General features: G+C 61.2%; 17 protein-coding genes. 16 read left to right on the top strand and 1 reads right to left on the bottom strand.

Annotated features, from left to right (window positions below):
• The 16 genes from V5A20_RS07950 to V5A20_RS07875 all read left to right on the top strand — a co-directional run.
• The coding region (locus V5A20_RS07950) for a hypothetical protein (protein ID WP_332327070.1) at positions 1-437 on the top strand (437 nt) is incomplete at its 5' end.
• Positions 438-607: 170 nt separating this feature from the next.
• Positions 608-775, top strand: a complete 168-nt coding sequence (locus V5A20_RS07945) for a hypothetical protein (RefSeq protein WP_332315627.1) — start codon at positions 608-610, stop codon at positions 773-775.
• Positions 776-1,125: 350 nt separating this feature from the next.
• On the top strand, positions 1,126-2,487 hold the full coding sequence (locus V5A20_RS07940; protein ID WP_332327069.1) for a type II secretion system F family protein: 1,362 nt from the start codon (positions 1,126-1,128) through the stop codon (positions 2,485-2,487).
• 239 nt (positions 2,488-2,726) lie between these two features.
• Positions 2,727-4,847 carry an ATPase, T2SS/T4P/T4SS family gene (locus V5A20_RS07935; RefSeq protein WP_332327068.1) on the top strand — a complete coding sequence of 707 codons (2,121 nt, stop codon included), beginning with the start codon at positions 2,727-2,729 and terminating at the stop codon, positions 4,845-4,847.
• A 110-nt stretch (positions 4,848-4,957) separates the two neighbouring features.
• Entirely contained in the window at positions 4,958-5,473 is a 516-nt protein-coding gene (locus V5A20_RS07930; protein ID WP_332315624.1) for a hypothetical protein, read from the top strand.
• Positions 5,474-5,540: 67 nt separating this feature from the next.
• Positions 5,541-6,284 carry a hypothetical protein gene (locus V5A20_RS07925; protein WP_332327067.1) on the top strand — a complete coding sequence of 248 codons (744 nt, stop codon included), beginning with the start codon at positions 5,541-5,543 and terminating at the stop codon, positions 6,282-6,284.
• Positions 6,285-6,428: 144 nt separating this feature from the next.
• Positions 6,429-7,448, top strand: coding sequence for a hypothetical protein (locus tag V5A20_RS07920; RefSeq protein WP_332315622.1), 1,020 nt, complete (start codon positions 6,429-6,431; stop codon positions 7,446-7,448).
• A gap of 192 nt (positions 7,449-7,640) precedes the next feature.
• The gene (locus V5A20_RS07915; RefSeq protein WP_332315621.1) at positions 7,641-8,948 is read left to right on the top strand and encodes a type IV pilus twitching motility protein PilT; all 1,308 of its coding nucleotides are present in this window, start codon (positions 7,641-7,643) and stop codon (positions 8,946-8,948) included.
• A gap of 694 nt (positions 8,949-9,642) precedes the next feature.
• Positions 9,643-11,865, top strand: a complete 2,223-nt coding sequence (locus V5A20_RS07910) for an SPOR domain-containing protein (protein ID WP_332315620.1) — start codon at positions 9,643-9,645, stop codon at positions 11,863-11,865.
• Positions 11,866-11,913: 48 nt separating this feature from the next.
• Positions 11,914-12,906, top strand: a complete 993-nt coding sequence (locus V5A20_RS07905; RefSeq protein ID WP_332315619.1) for a hypothetical protein — start codon at positions 11,914-11,916, stop codon at positions 12,904-12,906.
• Between the two features lie 114 nt (positions 12,907-13,020).
• Positions 13,021-14,424 (top strand): type II and III secretion system protein, encoded by a 1,404-nt coding sequence (locus tag V5A20_RS07900; protein WP_332315618.1) that lies wholly within the window; start codon positions 13,021-13,023, stop codon positions 14,422-14,424.
• Between the two features lie 109 nt (positions 14,425-14,533).
• Entirely contained in the window at positions 14,534-15,334 is an 801-nt protein-coding gene (locus tag V5A20_RS07895; RefSeq protein WP_332315617.1) for a sugar phosphate isomerase/epimerase family protein, read from the top strand.
• A 118-nt stretch (positions 15,335-15,452) separates the two neighbouring features.
• Positions 15,453-15,740, top strand: coding sequence for an Asp-tRNA(Asn)/Glu-tRNA(Gln) amidotransferase subunit GatC (gene gatC / locus V5A20_RS07890; protein WP_332315616.1), 288 nt, complete (start codon positions 15,453-15,455; stop codon positions 15,738-15,740).
• Between the two features lie 117 nt (positions 15,741-15,857).
• Entirely contained in the window at positions 15,858-16,337 is a 480-nt protein-coding gene (locus V5A20_RS07885) for a MarR family winged helix-turn-helix transcriptional regulator (protein WP_332315615.1), read from the top strand.
• Between the two features lie 154 nt (positions 16,338-16,491).
• Positions 16,492-16,851 (top strand): nuclear transport factor 2 family protein, encoded by a 360-nt coding sequence (locus V5A20_RS07880; protein WP_332315614.1) that lies wholly within the window; start codon positions 16,492-16,494, stop codon positions 16,849-16,851.
• Between the two features lie 122 nt (positions 16,852-16,973).
• The gene (locus tag V5A20_RS07875) at positions 16,974-17,369 is read left to right on the top strand and encodes a DoxX family protein (protein ID WP_332315613.1); all 396 of its coding nucleotides are present in this window, start codon (positions 16,974-16,976) and stop codon (positions 17,367-17,369) included.
• A 362-nt stretch (positions 17,370-17,731) separates the two neighbouring features.
• Here the strand turns inward: V5A20_RS07875 and V5A20_RS07870 are convergent, their stop codons facing one another.
• Positions 17,732-18,748, bottom strand: coding sequence for a galactose-1-phosphate uridylyltransferase (locus V5A20_RS07870; RefSeq protein ID WP_332315612.1), 1,017 nt, complete (start codon positions 18,746-18,748; stop codon positions 17,732-17,734).
• Between the last annotated feature and the right edge of the window lie 373 nt (positions 18,749-19,121).

Below are 19,121 nucleotides of genomic sequence, written 5' to 3'. Positions count from 1 at the left end.
CCACGGTGATTGTGGGCCTCGCCACGGTGGCTGGCATTCAGGCCTTCGAGCAGGGGTCCGTTCGGGCCAATCAGGACGCCCTTACGCAGACGGCCGTGAAGATTGCCAGCGACATTCAGGCGAAAGCCAAAGAACCCTCGCAGTTTGGTGGCTATGATGGTAATCTAAGTTCAGGGACGCCTTCTGCATCGGGTAATGTGACATTGAGCTCACTTGGTTATGAAACTTCCAGTGCTATCTATGAGACTTCAGACGGTGAATGTAAAATTACCACTGGTGGTGGAGCCAGTAGTTCTGGTAGCTTGACCAACGGAAGTGAGGTTAGCGGTGTTAGCGGCTCTATCAAAGTAACCTGTACCAGTCAAGAAAACAGTGTTACTGCAGGTATAAGCTCGCTAGACCCGTCTGGTATAACCTCTGATGCTGAAGTGAACTGATAAAAATCAGATATTTTACCACAAAGGTAGTATGGGCAGCCACTTCTGTAAAGAGGTGGCTGCCTTTTTTTGTTATCCAAAAAACATTGTAGTCATATATGTTTTCTTGGTAAAACCCTCTTATGTCGAAAAAATTATCGTTCATACCGCGGCGAGATTTTCCCGGGTATATGTCGCTCTATACGAGTAGTCTCCGTGACCTCTCGACCATCGAGGAGCGTCGCTCGGCGTTTCTCGACACGGCGGATCGAAGCCGGTTCTCACCGCGGTACTGGGCCCAGGGCTACATCGGCCTCCGCGACACGTCGATTCAGAAACGAGTCCGCCTGGACCGGTAGACGACGGAGCAGGGCCGAGAGGGGGGAAGGGCGTCCCGACCGGCTGGGCCGGTAGTTTTTAAGCACGCCGGTTACAAGAAGTAACTTACGAGAAGGTACTCCTTTGGAAAATAGATAGAGAAAATCGGTGAGGATCACGTCCCCGAACGGCCCGCCGCAGCCCCGTCTACGGGCCTCTAGAGGGCGAGACATGACCATTCGGGGGCCATTCAGGGCGATTTCCCCACCTTTGGTCCATAAATAGGCATAATTTATGCTCCAAAAGATGACCCAATCGGGGAACGCTCCGGGCACATCCCCGTGCAGATCGATCGCGGTACGCTCCGTTCGAATGATACGCTAATCTCAGCATGGCCACGCGCGAGTTCCGATTCCAGGGCGTCACACCCGCCGGTCAGTCCGTGCAGGGCACCGTCATGGCGTCCTCGAAGAGCAACGCCAAAGAGAAGGTGGAGGACCTGTCGGAGGAGCACGGGTTCAAGCCCTCGGACCTGAAGAAGCGCCGCACCTTCCTCTACAAGGTGCGTCACCCGAATGGGGACGTGAAGAAGGGGGAGCAGAAGGCCTTTTCGGGCGAGGAGGTGAAGGAGGCCCTCGAAAGCATGGGGCTGGAGGTCATCAGCGTGCAAAAGAAGTGGTTCGACTTCCAGTTCACGCCGCCGCAGTCGGACCTCATCATGTTCGTGCGCCTCTCGGCCAACCTGCTCCGCGAGAACCTTCCGTTCGACGAGGTGCTGGAGCTACTGGTCAACGACGTGTCGTCGAACAGCCTGAAGCAGGTGATCCGGGACCTCAACTCGGACCTCAAGAGCGGAATGGACCCGGAGAAGGCCTTCAACAAGCACCGCGACAAGCTGGGCAAGTTTACGGCCTACATGCTGGGGATTGCCTCCAAGAGCGGAAACATGGCCGAGATCTACGAGTCGACGGCCCGCTTTTTGGAGCGGAAGGATGAGTTCAAGTCCCGAGTCCGTAGCTCCCTCATCATGCCGGCGGTCACGACGGTCGGCCTCATCGGGGCGCTCATCTGGTACATCTGGTACATCGTGCCGGCCACGGCGGGCCTGTTTGAGGACATGGCGATGGAGGTGGAGATGCCGCCGCTGACCACCTTCTCCCTTGCCATGGCCGAGTGGCTCGACCAGAACTGGCTGTGGCTGTTCATCGCCCTCGTGACGCCCATTGTGGCGTTCGTGTTGTGGGCCCGCACGGAGCAGGGGAAGTTTTATCTCCACAAGTACATGATCAAGATCCCGGTCCTCGGGACGCTCCTGCACAAAATCAACGTCGAGATCTTCTGCCGGGTCTTCGCCATCCTCTACTCCGGCAGCGGCGACAACCTGCGCGTCATCCGCATTGCGGCGGAGGCCTGCGGCAACAAGTACATGGAGGCCCGCATCCGCAACGTTACCATTCCCATGATGGCGGCGCAGGGGGCGAGTCTGGTGCGCGCCTTGAAGGCCAGCGGGGTGTTCACCTCCATGGCCATCACGCGGCTCAAGAGCGGGGCCGAGACCGGCTCCGTGAAAGAGAGTGCCCGCCAGATGGCGAACTACTACGAAAAGGAGACCGAGCTTAGCCTCGACGCCGCGGTGCAGACCATCCAGACGGCCGTGTCCGTCATCATCGCGCTCGGCGTGCTGTTTCTCACCCTGCTCTCGGCCGAAATGGCCTTCATCCAGCCGTCGCAGTCCGACATGATGGGCATGTAGACGGACCGCTTTAAGACCAACTGAATTGACTGGGTTCTTAATTCCAAACTGTCATAGTGAGCGATTCGACAGACACCGACCATACAGCTTCTCTCCGGGAAGCGAAGGAGAGCGACGCTTCTTCTCCCAGGGACTCCAGTGAGACGGAGGGACCAGGAGGCCGGGCGTCCAATTCTTCGATGGGGGGGCTGCGTCCAGATGCTTTGACGCTGGGCCCGGTGGACTCCCCGCGCTTTTCTGTGCCGCCGTTTTCGCCGAGCGACCGGCCGCCCGTGCCCCGAAAGAGTGCGCAGACGACCTCCCCGAACGATCAGGCGTCCGAAGGCACGGATCCCGACGACGTGCCGTCCGGGCCGCTGGGAGACGGGTCCCCGTCCGCTGGGGATCTCGCTGCCGCGTCCGACGAGGCGGCGCCGTCGGCCCCAGGGCTGGACCCTGGCGATGCTTCGGAGGGGGAGCCGCCTCTGGAAGGCGGCCCCGACGTTCCGGGCCCTGAACAGGCGCTCGACGAGCTCGAGGCCGCAATCGATACCGAACTGATCGACGAGGCCGCCTCCCGCATGGCCTCCAACTCCTCGGTCGGCACGAATGATCGGGTGGTGGAGATGCTGTTGCGGCGAGGCGTCGTGAGTGTGGAGGCGGTAGAGGCCGCACAGAACCAACGGGATATGGAGACCCCAGATCTCGCTCTCTGGCGGGTCCTGGCCCAGCAGGAGGAGGTGGACGAGGACATCATCTACGAGCGGGCGGCCCGCATATACGCGTTCTCAGTGGCGGATCCTGAGACCCAAGAGCCTGATCTCGACTTCGTCCGTGCGACGGTCGACACCTTCACCGAAGACCACCAGGAGCAGCTCTTCGAGTTGGGGCTCGTGCCCCATCACGTGCAGCGCACAGAGGGGCGGCAGAAGGTGATCCTGATCACGCACGACCCCATGCGCCCCGAGGTGCATCGGGTGGCGCGGTCGCTCGACCTGAGTCGGTTCGAGCTCCAGTACGCCCCCAAGTCCGCCGTCACCGAGTTGCTCTCGGAGGCCTTCCCCCGAGACAACGAGTATCTGGACCGCATCGATGAGGACTCGGCCGTCGACCTCGGCCAGAACTTCGAGGACGAGGAGGATTTGGTGGACGAGGAAAAGCTGGAGGAGGAGATCAATCGATCTACCCTCATTAACCTCTTCGAGGCCACCCTCATCGAGGCCGTGCGGGAGGGCGCGTCCGACATCCACATCTATCCGAATTCAAACAAGGAGGTTGAAATCCACTTCCGGGTCGACGGGCGCCTCAGCCACTGGCACACGGAGGACCGGGTGCACCCGGAGGCCCTCCTGTCGGTGATCAAGGACAACGCGATGAGCGTCGATCGCTTCGAGAGCGACGCGGCCCAGGACGGCTTCATTCAGCGCGATGTCGACGGGACCCGCATTCGGTACCGGGTCTCCATCATGCCGATCGCCAGCTCCAACCAGGACATCGACTCGGAAAGTGTCGTCATCCGTGTCCTAGACGACCGCAAGGTCATCACGGACCTCAACAAGCTGGGGCTGGGGCCGCGGGCGCTCGACCGGTTCGAGCACGCCATCCAACAGCCCAATGGCATGGTCATCCTGACCGGGCCCACGGGCTCGGGGAAGAGCACGACCCTGGTCGCCGCGCTGCACCGCGTAATTGGGCCCAGCGAGAACGTCCTGACGATTGAGGACCCGGTCGAGTACATCATTGAGGGGGCGCGGCAGATCAAGCTCAGTGACAAGCTCCAACTGAAGGACGCGCTCCGGTCCATCCTGCGACACGACCCGGACACCGTCATGGTGGGGGAGATGCGGGACAAAGAGACGGCGGAGCTTGCGATCAAGCTGGCCAACACGGGGCACCTCACGTTCTCGACGCTCCACACCAACGACGCGCCGAGCGCCGTGAGCCGCCTCTACAAGATGGGCATTGAGCCCTTCCTCATCGCCTACGCCATTAACCTGGTGGTGGCCCAGCGTCTGATCCGGACCCTCTGCCCGAACTGCAAGCAGGAAGTCGCGAACCCGGACATGGTGAAGCTAAAGCAACTCGGATTTTCGGAAGGAGAAATCGAGGACGGCACCCTTTACGCCGCGGACGACAAGGGGGGCTGTAGTCAGTGCAGCGGCACCGGCTACAAGGGCCGACGGGCCATTGCGGAGGCGCTCTACCTTACGCAGCCCATCCGACACATGATTGTGGAGGCGGAGGGCGTCGTGGACGAGGGGGCGATCCGCGAGCATGCTCAGCAAGAAGACGGAATGCGCTCGCTTCAGGCCTCGGCGCGCCAGTCCATCTTGAACGGACAAACCTCTGTCGAAGAGATGGTGCGGGTGGTGGCGACGTAGGGGCGCCTCACGGCACCCGTGGGTATTGATATCAAGAACTCCACACTAGATGCGACCGGCCTAAGGACCCGACAGGACGAGGCACTCAATCCACAGATTCCAGCCTTGACATGCAACAGACGCTCCTGGCTCTTCTCGCCTTAATGGTGGCCACCCTTCTGAGCCTCTCTCAGATGCAGTCGAGGCTCCAAGATCAGAAGGAGGTCTACCAGTCGGAGATGAAAGAGATGGCCATTGGTGTTGCTACCCAAAGCCTCGAGGTGGTGCGCGCCCGAGCGTTTGACGAAAACACGATCGGGGTTCCGAAGGACTCGATCACAAATCCGTCCGCCCTCACGTCCCCTCCCTTCACGTCCGGCAATCACTGCCAAGCGTTCGGTGGGTCGGACGCGTGCGACGACATCGACGACTTCAACGAGATGCAGCCCGCAATCGTCCCGTTCGAGGCCCCCGACTTCACCGTGGACTTTGAGGTGAAGGCCAAGGTTCGGTACGTCGACGCGAGTTTGAACCCGGTAACCTCACCGACATTTCGGAAAGAGGTGGTCTTTGAGATTCAGGACACGGGGCCGGACCCGTACATCAAAGAGCCGATCACCTTCTCAGAAGTGCTTACGTACAACTGATTTTGTTCTGGTGTCACGCAAATGGTAATAAAGTACCCAGCCAAATATGGAATTTATATACGACAACATGGTGGCTTCGATCATTGCCGCGACCGTGACGCTAATGCTCATTACAATTCAGCTGCGTGCGACTCAGAAAAATGTCGCCCGGGCCTCCCGGAACGCCGTGAAGGAGGAGGCTCAGACCTTCGCCACGTGGCTGGAAAAAGACCTCGAGCAGATCGGCGCAAACGTCGATCCGGACGAGGCGGCGTTCAACTTTAAGGGGACCAATCCCCATCACCCCGACAGCGTCACAAAGAACTTCGTCTTTTATCGCGACTCGGTCAAGACCAGCGGAGACACGCTCCGCATCCGGACCCGGTACCGCGTGAGAAAAGAGGATTCGAGTGTGGTGGAGGGGGATACCACGAAACTCTACCAGTTGACCCGCAAGAAGAAGGTCGGGAGCGGAAGTTGGTCGTCGGTCAAGGGACTGAGTACGCCCACCCTCGAGTATTTTAAGATCGACATGCTTGATGAGAATGCCAAGCGCGTGCTGACGCCTGAAACCACCCCGGAAGACGTGCACAGCATTCGCGTGCGCTTCTCCGCGGTGGCCCCGTATCGAAATCAGAGCACGATCCTCCCGGTCACGCACGTCGGGTCCGTCATGCTCCTGCGAAATCGAGACAAGTCCTCCGGAGTGGGGGGCACCCTCACTGTGCCGCAAAAGGTGTCGGACTGTGTACCCAATGGCTGGAAGGTGCTCAGACGACCCGACGGCTCAAGCTTTGGCAGCGAAAGTGCATGTAAGAGTTGGGTGAAATGATCGAATCCTCACTCACGACCCGGTCGTTTCGCTCGGTCTCTAGAGTGAAGGCCAACGAACAAGAAGGCGAGTACTTCGACGGATTTTTCATAGATCAGCATCTTCGACATGGGAAAGTATAGTTTAGTTATCACACTTGGAGTTATGTCTGTCGTAAGCCTCATTGCCTTGCAAGGGCAGCAGATGTCCATGGACACGCAGGACCGCCAGTCGCGCCGGGAGGGACAGGTAATTGCCCGGCAGATTGCCCGATCGGGTCACAATGCCGTGCTTGCGGAAGCGCGTGCGGAAACCGACCCTGGGGACGACGTCACCTCGATTGTCTCCGACGTTGGGACGATCACGGGAGACTACGAGGGCGGTAACTACCGGGCGTGGCTGGAAAAGATCAGCCCGACCGCGTTCAAGGCCGTTTCAGAGGGCAAGAAGATCGTCGCGGACCGGGTGGTCAAGCACGAACTCGGTGACAACTATGCCGACAACCACATGGTAAAGGTGCCTACAGTCAATGCGCCGAGCACACTAAACCTCCAGTTCATCGAGTCGATGGCAGGGTACTGCTCAGCGGTGTACCTGCAGCGGATTCTTCCGAACACCGAGCCGGAGGATCAGCCCGATCCGGAGATGATTTTCGCACCGAACAACCGGCGGGCCCAGGATGAAGACCGGGAAAGCACGGCCACCTACGACGAGACGATTCAGCCGGGCACGAAGCTGAACTTTATCCTGGCGGTCGACAAAAACTGCAGTGAGCGGGGAAACACGTCCGCCGATTACCCGGAGGACTACGACCATACTCAGCTCTCCTTCAGTCAGGATTCTGAGAACCTCAACAAGGTGCGCGAGGCGCCCTTCGGCATGGTCGAAGAGACCACCTTCGGGGGCACCAACGGATGGCGAGTATCCTTCGAGGATCAGCGCGTATTCAACGAGTCGCAACTCTGGGATGTCAAGGACAATGGGTACCCAGACCACACCGGCTGGAACTCGGGCGAAGAAACCTACGGTGGCGATGGTTGGGACAAGAATGCGGCGGATCTCCGCGAGCTCCGTGACTTCGGCAACGTTCCTGACTTCAGTGACCAGGTGTTTCGGGTCGGGCTCAGCAGTCCGGGGGGCGATTCCGAAGAAGGAGCCGAAAGTGGAGAGATTGCCGATAAGTGAAGCTGGGCAATTCCCGTAGTGCCTCCGTCAAGGAGAATCTGACGGTGCCGCCCGAGACTGCTCTGGCGAGGATGGGCCGGCCTGTGAACTGACAGGCCGGTCTCCACCCCGTCCGAGATAGTTCGGGGCATCCCCGTACCAAAAAGGGAGTCTGTATCTGCGTTGCTCTACTGCATTAATCAAAAGCAGCCCGTGTCCAAAGAGACATTCAAAAAGGTACTGTCTAGCGACCGGGGGACGGGGGGACGGAACGGAACGTCCCAATCCGGTTCATCCCCTGGGTCGGTCTCCCCCCTTCCGGCCGCCTGCACGCGCCTGATCAACTCCATTCCCGATTCCTACCGCGGCCAGCGTCGGCTCCGCTACCTTGCACAGGGGACGGAGAAGTTTTCCGAGAACGAGAAGGCCGCCCTGCGCGATCGCATGAACCGCTTCGTGCGGCGCACAATCGAACTCGACGCAAGTGACATGGACGTGGGAGGGCGGGCCTGCGACGGCCACGTCTGGTACCGAATCGATGGAGAAAAACGTCGGGAAAAAGATCTGGGCACCTACGAACCCCTGGAGACCGACATCCTCGTCCTGAGCCTCCTCAACGAAAAGCAGAAGACCGAGCTTCTGGACGAGGGGGCAGCGGACTTTTCGTACCGTCTTGAAGTCGACGAGGACGATCGTCCGCGGCGCTTCCGCGCGACGGCCTATTCGGACTACGACCACGCCGCGCTCAACATGCGGGCCATCAACAACGAAATCTTTCCGCTCGATGAGCTAGGTTTCCACCCGAAGATTCAGAAGGGCATGATGTTTCGGCACGTGCGGGACGGGCTCACCCTCATTACCGGGGTGACCGGATCGGGAAAAAGTACGACGCTCGACGCCATCGTGGACGCGAACAACGAGGACTATCCCGGACACGTCGTCGTCATTGCCCAGCCGATCGAGTACATGCACGAGTCTAAGAAATGCATCGTGCGCCACCGGGAGGTGGGGAAGGACGTCACCACCTTCAAGGAGGGGATTGTTCAGGCACTGCGCCAGGACCCCGACATTGTGGTCATCGGGGAGATGCGGGACCCTGAGACGATTCAGGCGGCGCTCGAAATTACCGACTCGGGGCACAAGGTCTTCTCCACCCTTCACACCTCGTCGGCCATGGAGACGATCGACCGTATCGTGGCGGAGATGCCACCCGACGAGCAGCAGCGGGTGCGGCACCGGCTCGCAGATGTGCTCCGGTGCGTCGTGTCGCAAAAACTGCTGCCGAAAGTGGGGGGCGGTCGCCAGCTTGCGAAAGAGGTGCTCTGGGTCGGCTCCTCAGCTCGCGCTGCCATCAAAAATGACAACGTGGGGGAGGTCTACCAGATGATGTGGCAAGGAGGAGACCAGGGCCAAACAACGCTCGAGCAGGACCTCTACCGCCTCACCCGAAAGAACAAAATTGAGCCGGAGGACGCGATGGACTACGCGAACAACAAGAAGCGTCTCCGTCGTCTATTCTGACCATTTCTGTTCTTTGCGAGGGGCGCCAGTCGATTTGTTGCGGGCAGGCCCTCCCGACACCCCTCGAACGTCTATCGCTACCATGGCGGTGAAGAGGGTACCGCCGTCAGAGAGGAAGCGAGATCAACCCAGTCCGGTGTGGTTCAGTCCGGTATGGCAACCTCTGGTTACAGGAGGGGGCACAATCCCGTGCGGCGTCAAGCCGTTCGGTCCAATTCATGACCGCTTGTCCACGGACCGAGTGCCCAGTACAGCACCCCGGAGAGGATTCGTGGGCCGGGGTGTTTTGCCACAACTCTGCCTGTATCATCCTACATTTTTTCGGACACGATTTACTCCCACGCAGGCCCATCTTTAGTGCGTGCGGGTGCGTGCTCTGGTGTTAAAATTTAGGACACCAACCCGTCAGTCCGTCTTGCAGTACTTGGCACGGCGATTGTGGGGTATGTCAGTAGGTCAGCTTTGTTGCTGCGGCGATCCATTTGGGGCGTCCTAAGAGCTTTTCGAAGAGCTTGGTTTCGCAAGGAAATGGGGGAGTAGCCGGAAGGGGGCGTGCAAGTACCCCCCAATTCGAAGGGGCGACGGCTCCTTCCAGTTTCGGCCCCGACGAGGACGCTGCAAGGTTGAGGCTTTCCTTCTCTCCACATTGACGATTTGCTGCGCATACGCCACAACGTCCAACCCCCCACATCGGATGAGTTCACACGCACTCGGCATAATGGTGTCGGCGGAAAGTCTCCACGCCGTGCTACTGGAGCGATCAAACGAAGAGATCACCGTCAAATTTCGGTTTTCGTCCGAGAAAGGTGAAGTGGAGGACGAAAGCTTGCCCTTCGACGGTTCCGACGATCTAGCCTCGGGCGTGGAGGAGGAGTCGGACGACGTCACCATTCAATTTGGCGATGACGAAGGGAGTGGCGGCGAGATGTTCATGGGATCGGAGTTTGATGAACTCGAAGAAGGAGGGGGAGTGGGGGAGGAAGTGGAGGATACCTGGAATTTTCAGGCTGAGTTCGACGATGTCCTTGACAAGTGTGCGGAGCACGGCTACGAAGACCCGAAAATTGCCTTCTGCAGCTCCACGTCACAGATCGACGACGTGGAGCTCCGCCTCCCGCCGGACGAAACGGACGAGGAGGAGGCCGAAGAGACCGAGCACGGACTTCCCCTTCCGGCCTCTCGCTCCACGCTTCTGGAAATGCTGGAAGAGCAGTACGAGGGGGAGGTGGACGATGGGCGTGTGGGCTTTGTGTCAATGCACCGTACGGGCGACGGATACCAGCGCGTCCTGGCCCTCATCGCGCGGCCTGGCGGTCCGGTCCTCTCGACCCTGAAGTCGATGCAGGATCAGACCCTCTCCCGCTCCCCGCAGACGCGCCTGCTGGACGCCGATGTGTCCCTCTACCTCGGGCTCGCCCGCTCGATGCTCCAGCTCCCGCCGGGCACGCCCGAAAAGACCATTCTCGTCCGGTCGGGCACCGAGGACACGCTCGTTCTTTTCATGGAGGGCAACACGCTTCGCCAGTCGGAGCACCTCCCGGAGCTCACGGCCGAGGACTCCGCCGAGACCATCTGCAGCCGGGTCCTCCTTTTGCAGGACGAATACGGGATGGGGCAGGTGCAGCACCTCATGCTTGTTGCGGAGCGGGACGAAGAGGTGCTCGCCAGCGCGTTCAAGTCGTACTTCTCCACGGCGGAGCTTCACGTGCTTCGCTCGCACCTACCCGGGGGAGAGGACACCGAGGCCGAGGCGTACGTGGGGGCTATGGGCGTGGCGCTCCGCCTGCTCGACGACGCCGAGTTTGCACCGTATTTCCAGCCGATCAACCTGCTGGCGAAGGAATACGTCGCGAGTCGCCTGCGGCTTCCGGTGGGGTGGCCGGTCCCCGCGCTGCTGACGCTCCTGGCCGTTGCAACGCTCGGGTTCGTGTGGCTCTACTTCATGAACGCCAGCACCATCAGTGAGCGGCGTTCTGAGCTGCAAAGCCTTAAACAGAAGGTGGCCCAGGTGGACCAGCAGGCGCTCCAGCGGCGCATCGACAGCTTGCAGGCCGCGACCGCCGAATACGCTGGAGCGAACGAAACCCTCGACACGCTCCTGCAGGGAAGCAACAAATGGAGCAGTGGCCTAGCCACCGTCACGGGGCAGATGAACGACATCCGTGGCCTCACCATCGACCAGTGGAGTCCCCAGTCCAATGCAGAGGTGAGGGTCCTTGGCCGGTCCACCGACCGGTCGAAGGTGGTCCAGCTGGCACAGCAACTGGACGGCAGCATTCTGGGGCTTACCTTCACGGAAACGCGAGACGTGTCGCTCTACGACTTTGAGGTGACGGTCCCGCTCGATACCACCGAGCCGGGGGCGATCGAGTACTGGCGCGAGCAGCGGGGCGAGCAGCTGGCCGCCGGGGAGGACGCCGTGGAGGTCGGGCCGCAGGAGGCCTCCGCCTCCGCACCGGACTCCTCCACGACACCGACCGCGCCGTCTCCGGCGGCTCGGGCCGCCCCCAACCCGAAAGCGGCTTCCGCCTCTGGAGAGGTTGAGGCGAGTGGGCGCGCGCAGGGCCGCACCGACACCGTCGACGCGGCGTCCTCGATCTGGACAGTCGTTGTGGCCTCGGTGCTGGAAAGCGCGGCGGCCGAGGAGACCGCGCAGCGGTTCCGGAAGCGCCTGGATGGCGACGCCTATCCGGTCCAGGTCCAGCAGAGCCCGAAAAACGGTCGGTATCGGGTTGGGGTTGGGCGGTTCGCCTCGGTACAGAATGCGCTGTCGGTGCTGCAGGACATGAACGGCATCCTTCCAGAGGGGGCGTGGCTGCTCAAAATGACAGAGGCGGATGAAGACGCCGCGCCCGCCGAAGCCTCCGCGTCGACGTCAGCCCCGTCCGACCCGTCCGAATCAGGACGCTCGGTCTGACGAAACGCCCAACCGCACGCACTTTCTCTTTGCTCAGGTGACCGCCGCATGTTCTGGCTCGACACCAATCAGATTCTGCTCCTCACCTGCGTGGTCCTCGTCTGTGGGGCGGGCACGTACCTCACGTATTTTCACCAGCAGGACACGATTGCCTCGTTGGGGCAACAGATTGAGGAAAAGAAGCAGGAAAGAGAGGAAATTCGATCCCTCCGCGCCGACCGGGCCAACGCAGAGTCGCGCCTCCAAACCGTACGCCGCCGGTGGCGGACCCAATACAAGGTAGTCCCCGCGACCATCTCGACTCCGGACATTGTGGCCTACCTCACCGAGCTCACGAAGACGGGATTTCAGCAGTTCGACGTGATGTCGGCCGGTTCGGAAGCGCGGGACGGCTACAGCGTCCACACCTTCAATGCAGAAGGAAAGGCCTATTTCACGAACCTCTATCAATTTGTCTGGACGGTCGAAAACAACCGGCCATTTTACCGCATCCGCGATCTGAGTCTGAACTACCTTGAAGAACGAGAGACCGACGGGGAGAGCGGGCGCACGACGATGGACGTGCTCGTTTCATTTGAGATGGACGTGGAGGCCATCTACGGGGCCGCCACGGATCTCCCCGCATCGACCTCCCCCTCTGAGGCCGGAGAGGTGGAGCGGCTGCCGGTGGCGAAGAACACGACCAGCCCCCCACTTCCGTCCTCGGTGGTGCCAAATCCCGCCCCCGAAATCAATCCGTTCTATCCCCTCGTCTTTGAAAAGGTGCCCCCCAACCAGTACGACCGTCTGAACGTCGAGTCTGCACAGCTGCTCTCCATCGTGGACAGGAAGGCCGTCTTCCAAACCGGGGATGGGCTCCAGCAGGTCGGCGAGGGCGACCGGGTGTACCTGGGGCGCATCGAAGAGGTGAGTCCGTCGGAGGGCCGAGTCGTCGCGCGGTTGAACCGGGGAGGAATTGTGGATCGTGTGGAGCGGACGCTGGGGACAGACAGTCCGCTCCGGGTCCGCACTGGCGATGGCCCCTCCTCCACGGACCCGTAGGAATAGTCCTTGCTCCAGTGTTTTGTAGCGCAACTTCGCGATACGGGGCCCAGCGCGCTCCCGCCGTTCAGGGTTCTTCTTGTTGATCTCTCGCACCGCCGACGCTCCACGTTCATGATCTGCTCTTCTCGCTTCCGGTGTGTTCTGTCGGTTCTCCTGATTGCTTTGTGGGGAGGAGGACTCTGCCTGCCGGCCGAGGCCCAGGAGCGGCCGGAGCGCCGCACCACCCGCACCAATATTTCCCCCGAACTGCTGGTCTCCTTCGGCCAGGAGACGTCGCTGGATCAATTCATTGAGATCGTCAATCCGATTTTTGAGCGGGAACTGGGCAAACGGATCGTCGACCCGGAAGACCGGACGATGTCGATTGGCCTCTCGGTGTCGGGCATGTACTACTTCGACGCTTTTCAGCGGGCCCTGGAGGCCAACGGGCTAACGTACCGGGAGACCGAAGAGGTTTTCCTGGTGCGGGAGGCCGAGCAGGAGGGCATGGTCGAAGAGACGGAGGCCTCGGCCGAGTCTGGGGAAGGCGAGGGGCCGCCCGCTACCGTGGACACCCGAGAGATCCGAATCAACGCAATTCTTTTCAACCTCAACCTCACAAAGGTTCGCAATCGAGGGCTCCGATGGGATGAGATCCTGGGCTCCACGCAGGGAGGAGGTCAAGGAGGAGGTCAAGGAGGAGGCGCTGGAGGTGGCACCGGAGGGGGCGGAACGGGAGGCGCCGGGGGGACCGGGACGGGCGGGCAGGGGCAGAATTTTGCGATTGAGACGGAAAACTTGTTCGAGAGTGTCGACAATGTTCTGCAGGCTCCCGATCAGATCTCGCTTTCTCAGTTCCGCCGGTTCCTCAATCTTGTGGAACAGGACAACGTGGGTCGCACCGTCGCGAACCCGCAGGTGACCGTCCAAAGCGGAGAGGAAGGCAACATCCAGATTGGCCAGGACGTGCCGGTCCAGACCACCGACTTTGCGGGAAATACCGTTACGGAGTTTTTCTCAACAGGGATCATCATCGATGTCACGCCCACGCTGCTCAGTCAGCCGGTCGCCGATACCTCGGGGGCGCCTGTGCTGGATTTTATCCACCTGAACGTGGACGTAGAAGACTCAAACAGTCAGCCCTCCGGCTCCGGGCCGATCATCAATCGCAATCAGGCCAGCACTCAAATTCTTCTCCTTGACGATGAGGCCACCGCCATCGGGGGGCTCATCTCCACCCAGAAAACGACGAGACGCAGTGGGGTCCCCATTCTGAAAGACCTGCCGGGGTGGTTCTTTGGGCTTCGGTACGTCTTCGGCTCGGAGACGACCAACGTCACGAAGCAGGAACTCTTGATTGTGCTCCGGGCCGAGGTAGTGGATCCGCTCCGTGCCCGTGTGGACCAGGAGCAGAACCAGGACCTGGTCGAGCAGCGTCGGCGAAGCGCCAAGGAGGCCCTTCGCCAACTGGGGGAAGAGTACGCCGAAGACGCGGAGTTTCCGGAGACGGATGCCGAAACGCAGCAGGATCGGTAGCCTGTGCGCGGCCGAGCACCAGGGCCTGGAGGGGTAGGTCCTGAGGAACACCCCCCTGGACGGTTGATACGGTGGATGCTCGATCCTCGACCGAATCCCGTCCTGTGTTATGGTTCCCGTCTGGCTGACCGATACTGTCACGAGCGACCTGAACCGGGCCCTCCATTACACGCAGTTGTGGGGCCTGCACGGCATGGAGCTTCGAACCGTGGGAGGGCCGGACGACCGGATCCCGTTCGTCAACGAGAAGCAGATCCGGGAGCAGTTGGAGGGCACCGAACTGCTCCTCTCAAGCGTGGTCCCGAGCCTGTTTGAGGGCCCGGTAAGCGACCGGGCGGCATGGATGAATGATCTCTTGCAGTTCGACGACACCCTCGAGTTGTGCCGACGGGTGGGGTGTCCGCGTGTGACGATCAGTCCCTTTGCCGCGGAGCCCGGGGCCTCCCTGGAGCCGATGGCCGAGGCGCTCCAGCAGGCCGGCGAGAAGGCCGCCGGGTACGACGTCCTGGTCGCGGTCCGGAACGGCCCCGAGACCGCGTGCCCCACCGGAGAGGCCCTCGCCGATCTTCTGGCCCGGGTGGAGGCCCCCAACGTCCGTGCGGCCTGGAATCCCGTAGGCGCCCTGCGTGCAGGCGAAGACCCGAGGAGGGGCCTCACGGCCCTCGCGGGGCTCGTGACCCTCGTTCGGTGCAGCGATGGGCGCGTGGAAGGGGGGCGGTGGGTCGACACGCCGCTCGGAGAAGGCGCCGTGGGATGGACCGAGCAGCTAGAGCAGTTGTCCGCACAGGGCTTTCAGGGGCCGATCAGCCTGGAAATGTTCCTGGAGCCTCGCCCGAAACACGGCCTCCGCTCCGCGACCACTCTCATTCGAGTGATCCGGGAGGTTCGAGCATCGGCGCCGTCCGCATGACTCCTCTAGCATAAACGGAGGGGCCCGAGCCGACGAGAAACCCGCGTCGACAGCCCCTCGTTTTGACCCTCCTCTTGTCTGGTTGTCCGTTCTTCATCTTCAAGATCTTTCCTTTCCTATGTCCGTGACCCGCGACGACGTTCGGCATGTCGCCCAACTTGCGCGGCTTGACTTTTCGGAGGAAGAAGAGTCTCAGATGGCCGATGAGCTGAATGCGATCCTCGGGTATGTGGACAAGCTCGATGAGCTTGATACGTCCGGGGTACCGCCCATGTCGCACGTCCTCGATGTTACGAACGTTTACCGGACCGACGCGGTGACGGAGCGGATCGATCAGGGGCAGGCCCTCGAGCCCGCGCCGGAGGCTGACGACAGCCACTTCCTTGTTCCACAGGTCGTCGAGTAGGACGGCAGCCCACCCCCGATGTGAGGATTTCATGATGGGCCTCAACCCGGAACTCTTCCGTCCCATTTATGTGTTATAACACGCAAAGTTGAGATTTAGACACGTGTGACATCCAGCATGGGGCACATTCTCCGCGACTACATTAAGCAGAGCGCTCCGTTCGAGGACACGGCTCAGGAGGCGATGCTGAACCTGTTCGTCGCCGCGGCGCACGTGCGGCGGCGGGTGGAGCAGGTGTGCCAGTCGTACGACCTCCAGTTTAGCCACCACAACGTCCTTCGGATCCTCCGAGGGGTGCACCCGGATGGCCACCCCCGGTGTGAAATTGTCGAGCGGATGCTTGACCCGTCCCCGGACGTGACTCGTCTTATCGACAAACTGGTAGAGCAGGGGCTCGTCCGGCGTACGACCAGTGACGAGGACCGACGCATGACCATCCACACCATTACCGACGACGGTCTGGACCTGCTCGAGGAAATGGACCCCGAAATCCGCGACGTCCAGGAGTGGTTCAACACACGCGTGTCCGACCGAGACCTGAACCACCTGTCCAGAATCTGCGAAGGCATATATGCCGGATACGAGAAGAACACTTAGTTTTGCCCCCAATAGTTGTTGCAACGCATAATGTTGCGACGAGGACCGGGTTGCGTTTGCACCCGGCGAGGCAACGGGTCCCTGTCCCGTTCAGCGTGAACGGACGGATACCTTTCACAATTCGCACACGCTCATCACCAATCCTACACCAGCCATGAGTGACCTAGACGCTCGAGACCAGGAACTCAACAACATGATCCTTCAGGGAGAAATCCTGGAGGCATTCGAAAAATTTTATGCCGATGATGTCGTCATGGAAGAGGGCGACGATCGCCGGGTCGGAAAGGAGGAGAATCGGGAGTACGAGAAGCAGTTCGTCAACTCCCTGGAGCAGTTCCACTCCGCGGAGATCAAGGCGCGGGCCGTCGACGAAGAGGAGCACGTTACCTTCTCCGAGTGGGAGAATGAGATGACCTTGGAGGGAGTTGGCCGTGTGGAGCAGAAGCAGGTGGCGGTACGCACCTGGAACGAGGACGGCGAGATCACCAACGAGAAGTTTTACAAGATCGGGTAGCCCCACGAGGCGGCTGGCAGAGGGGCGACGGCGGCCGATGAACGGTCGCCCCGCCCCGCTTCCAGCAGCCCGTTGAGTTTGGTCTTGTGCCTCTCTTTCCCCCATCCTCTCTCCGCGTCCCGATGAAGATGAAAACGTACACCCCACCCGTTGCGCGAGCGCTCCTCGGGCTTATCTTTGTTGCTTCTGGCGCGAACAAGGTCGCTGCTTTTGAAGGGACGCAACAGTACATGGCCGAGTACGGAATGCCGGCGACGGCCCTGCTGTTGGGGGGAGCGATTGTCGTAGAAGTGGCCGGTGGACTGTCGGTGATATTGGGGTACAAAAGCCGGATTGGGGCCGCAGCGCTCATCCTTTTCCTGATTCCGGCGACGCTCATCTTCCACACCGATTTCAGCCAGCAGACGCAGGTGATCATGTTTTTGAAGAACCTCTCGATTATGGGAGGCCTTCTGCTCCTGATGGCCCATGGTCCCGGCCCGTACAGCCTGCGTCCAGGAGGGGATCGCGGCTCTTGAGCCTTGTGGGGAAATGTGGGGAGCGGCATCGCCTGCAATGGGCGTCCCTGAGCAAATTCCCTCGCCCCGTTCGGAAAATTAGAAACACACACTGGTTTGTTGTGTGAGGTACATCCACAGCTTGTCCCCCCACCAGGAGAAGCCCCAGGGCCGTCCGTGCTCTGGGGCTTTCGTATTGTCGCCCCTTCCAGGGGGGCGAACGCCGACACCTGCCCGAACTCGCATCTTGGGCCTCCGGATGGCGATGCGCACCCGCACGTCGGCCCTGTGTCCAGGTGGCGACGCTGCTGCGGCCGTCGTCCCGTCCCGTTGGGCCCATCGATGCCCGCTCTCGCGGGCCGATCTAAACCCGCGACCGATTCTCAGTCTGTTCGTCGAAGCACCGCCGCGTCCCGTTCGGGGATCGACGGATTGATGCGCTGGCCGGCCCCGACCTCGTAGCCCGCCTGCATCGTCGTGCGGGGACGAATGCGGAGGCTCCAGTGCAGGTGCGGCGCGTCGGAGGTGTAGTCCAGAGCCGTCCGGACAAAGAAGTTGTAGTCCGGATCCGCCAGGCTTCGGTGGAGGCGGCGGAGAACCGTTCGCAGAACCTGCGCCAGGCCCGTGCGGCGCTCCTCCGTGAGGCGCCCGAATTCAGGCTCGTGCTCGCGGGGGAGAATCCACATCTCGTAGGGCACCTCGGCGGCGAACGGGACGAAGACGACGAACCTGTCGCTGGTCCACACGAGCCGGGCCTCCGCGTCGAGCTCTTTTTCAATCATGACGCAGTAGGGACAGTCGCCCAGGTCCGCGTGCCGGGCCCGGGCCGCCTGCTCTTCTCGTTCGATGAGGGGCGGGTGGAAATCAGGGGCGATGAGCTGGCTGTGGGGATGCGCGATGGAGGCCCCTGCACGCGCCCCATGGTTGCGAAAGAGAATCGGGATGAGGTCGTTGTTCGCCGTGCGGACGTTGTGGTAGCGCTGCAGGTAGGTCGCAAGCACGGCGTCGACCTCGGCCACAGACAGTTGGGCCAGGGACCGGTGGTGGTGCGGGGTGTCGATGAGTACCTCCTGTCGGCCTTGGCTGGGGCGGGTGCGATACAGCTGGCCGGACTGGCCACCAGCGTCACGGTCCGAGGCGAGAGCGGCATACTTGTTGGGAACCACTCGCGTCGTCCACCCCGGAGACTGTTCCTGCGACATCTCCCAAATCACGGAGGGAAGCATCTCCTCATGCCCTGGACAGAACGGGCATCCCTCCACGGGCGGATCTTCTGTTGGGGACGGCGTGTCGGAATCGGGGATCGTCTGCTTGGGGCGGCTGCTCCGAGAGGGAGCGAACGCGACCCACTGTTCGGTAATGCGATCCTGGCGCGTCTGCGGAGAGTACGAGGAGGCCATTAGGCGAAAGGGGCGACCAAGAGAAACGAACACTCCGAAACAAAATGGTGGTGGGCTGTCCAATCAAATGCGTGCGACCCATCTTTTCGCAAAAATATCAGTTCGCCCTTTCGGGCCCTGCGGTACTGTCGGCCTCGGGGCGGGACGCCACGACCCGCCCCGACTGATTTTACGGATGGGTACAAGAATTCTGCAGCTTGTCCCGCCTGCGGAGAGCATTGACACAGCGGTCCCCGCCGTAGCTTCCTCAAGAGGGAGGGTTGCACCGGGCCGGGATTACGGCATCAACTCGTGCAGCAGGGCCTCGTCTCTTTCAGGGGGGCGGGCCCGGGACTTGTTCTCGACGCACGGATCATCGTCCGGTCCAGGCGGC

The organism is Salinibacter sp. (genome assembly GCF_036626415.1).
GTDB lineage: Bacteria > Bacteroidota > Rhodothermia > Rhodothermales > Salinibacteraceae > Salinibacter.
The sequence above is the reverse complement of the archived record's forward strand: the minus strand, read 5'-3'. Positions and strand labels throughout refer to the sequence as shown.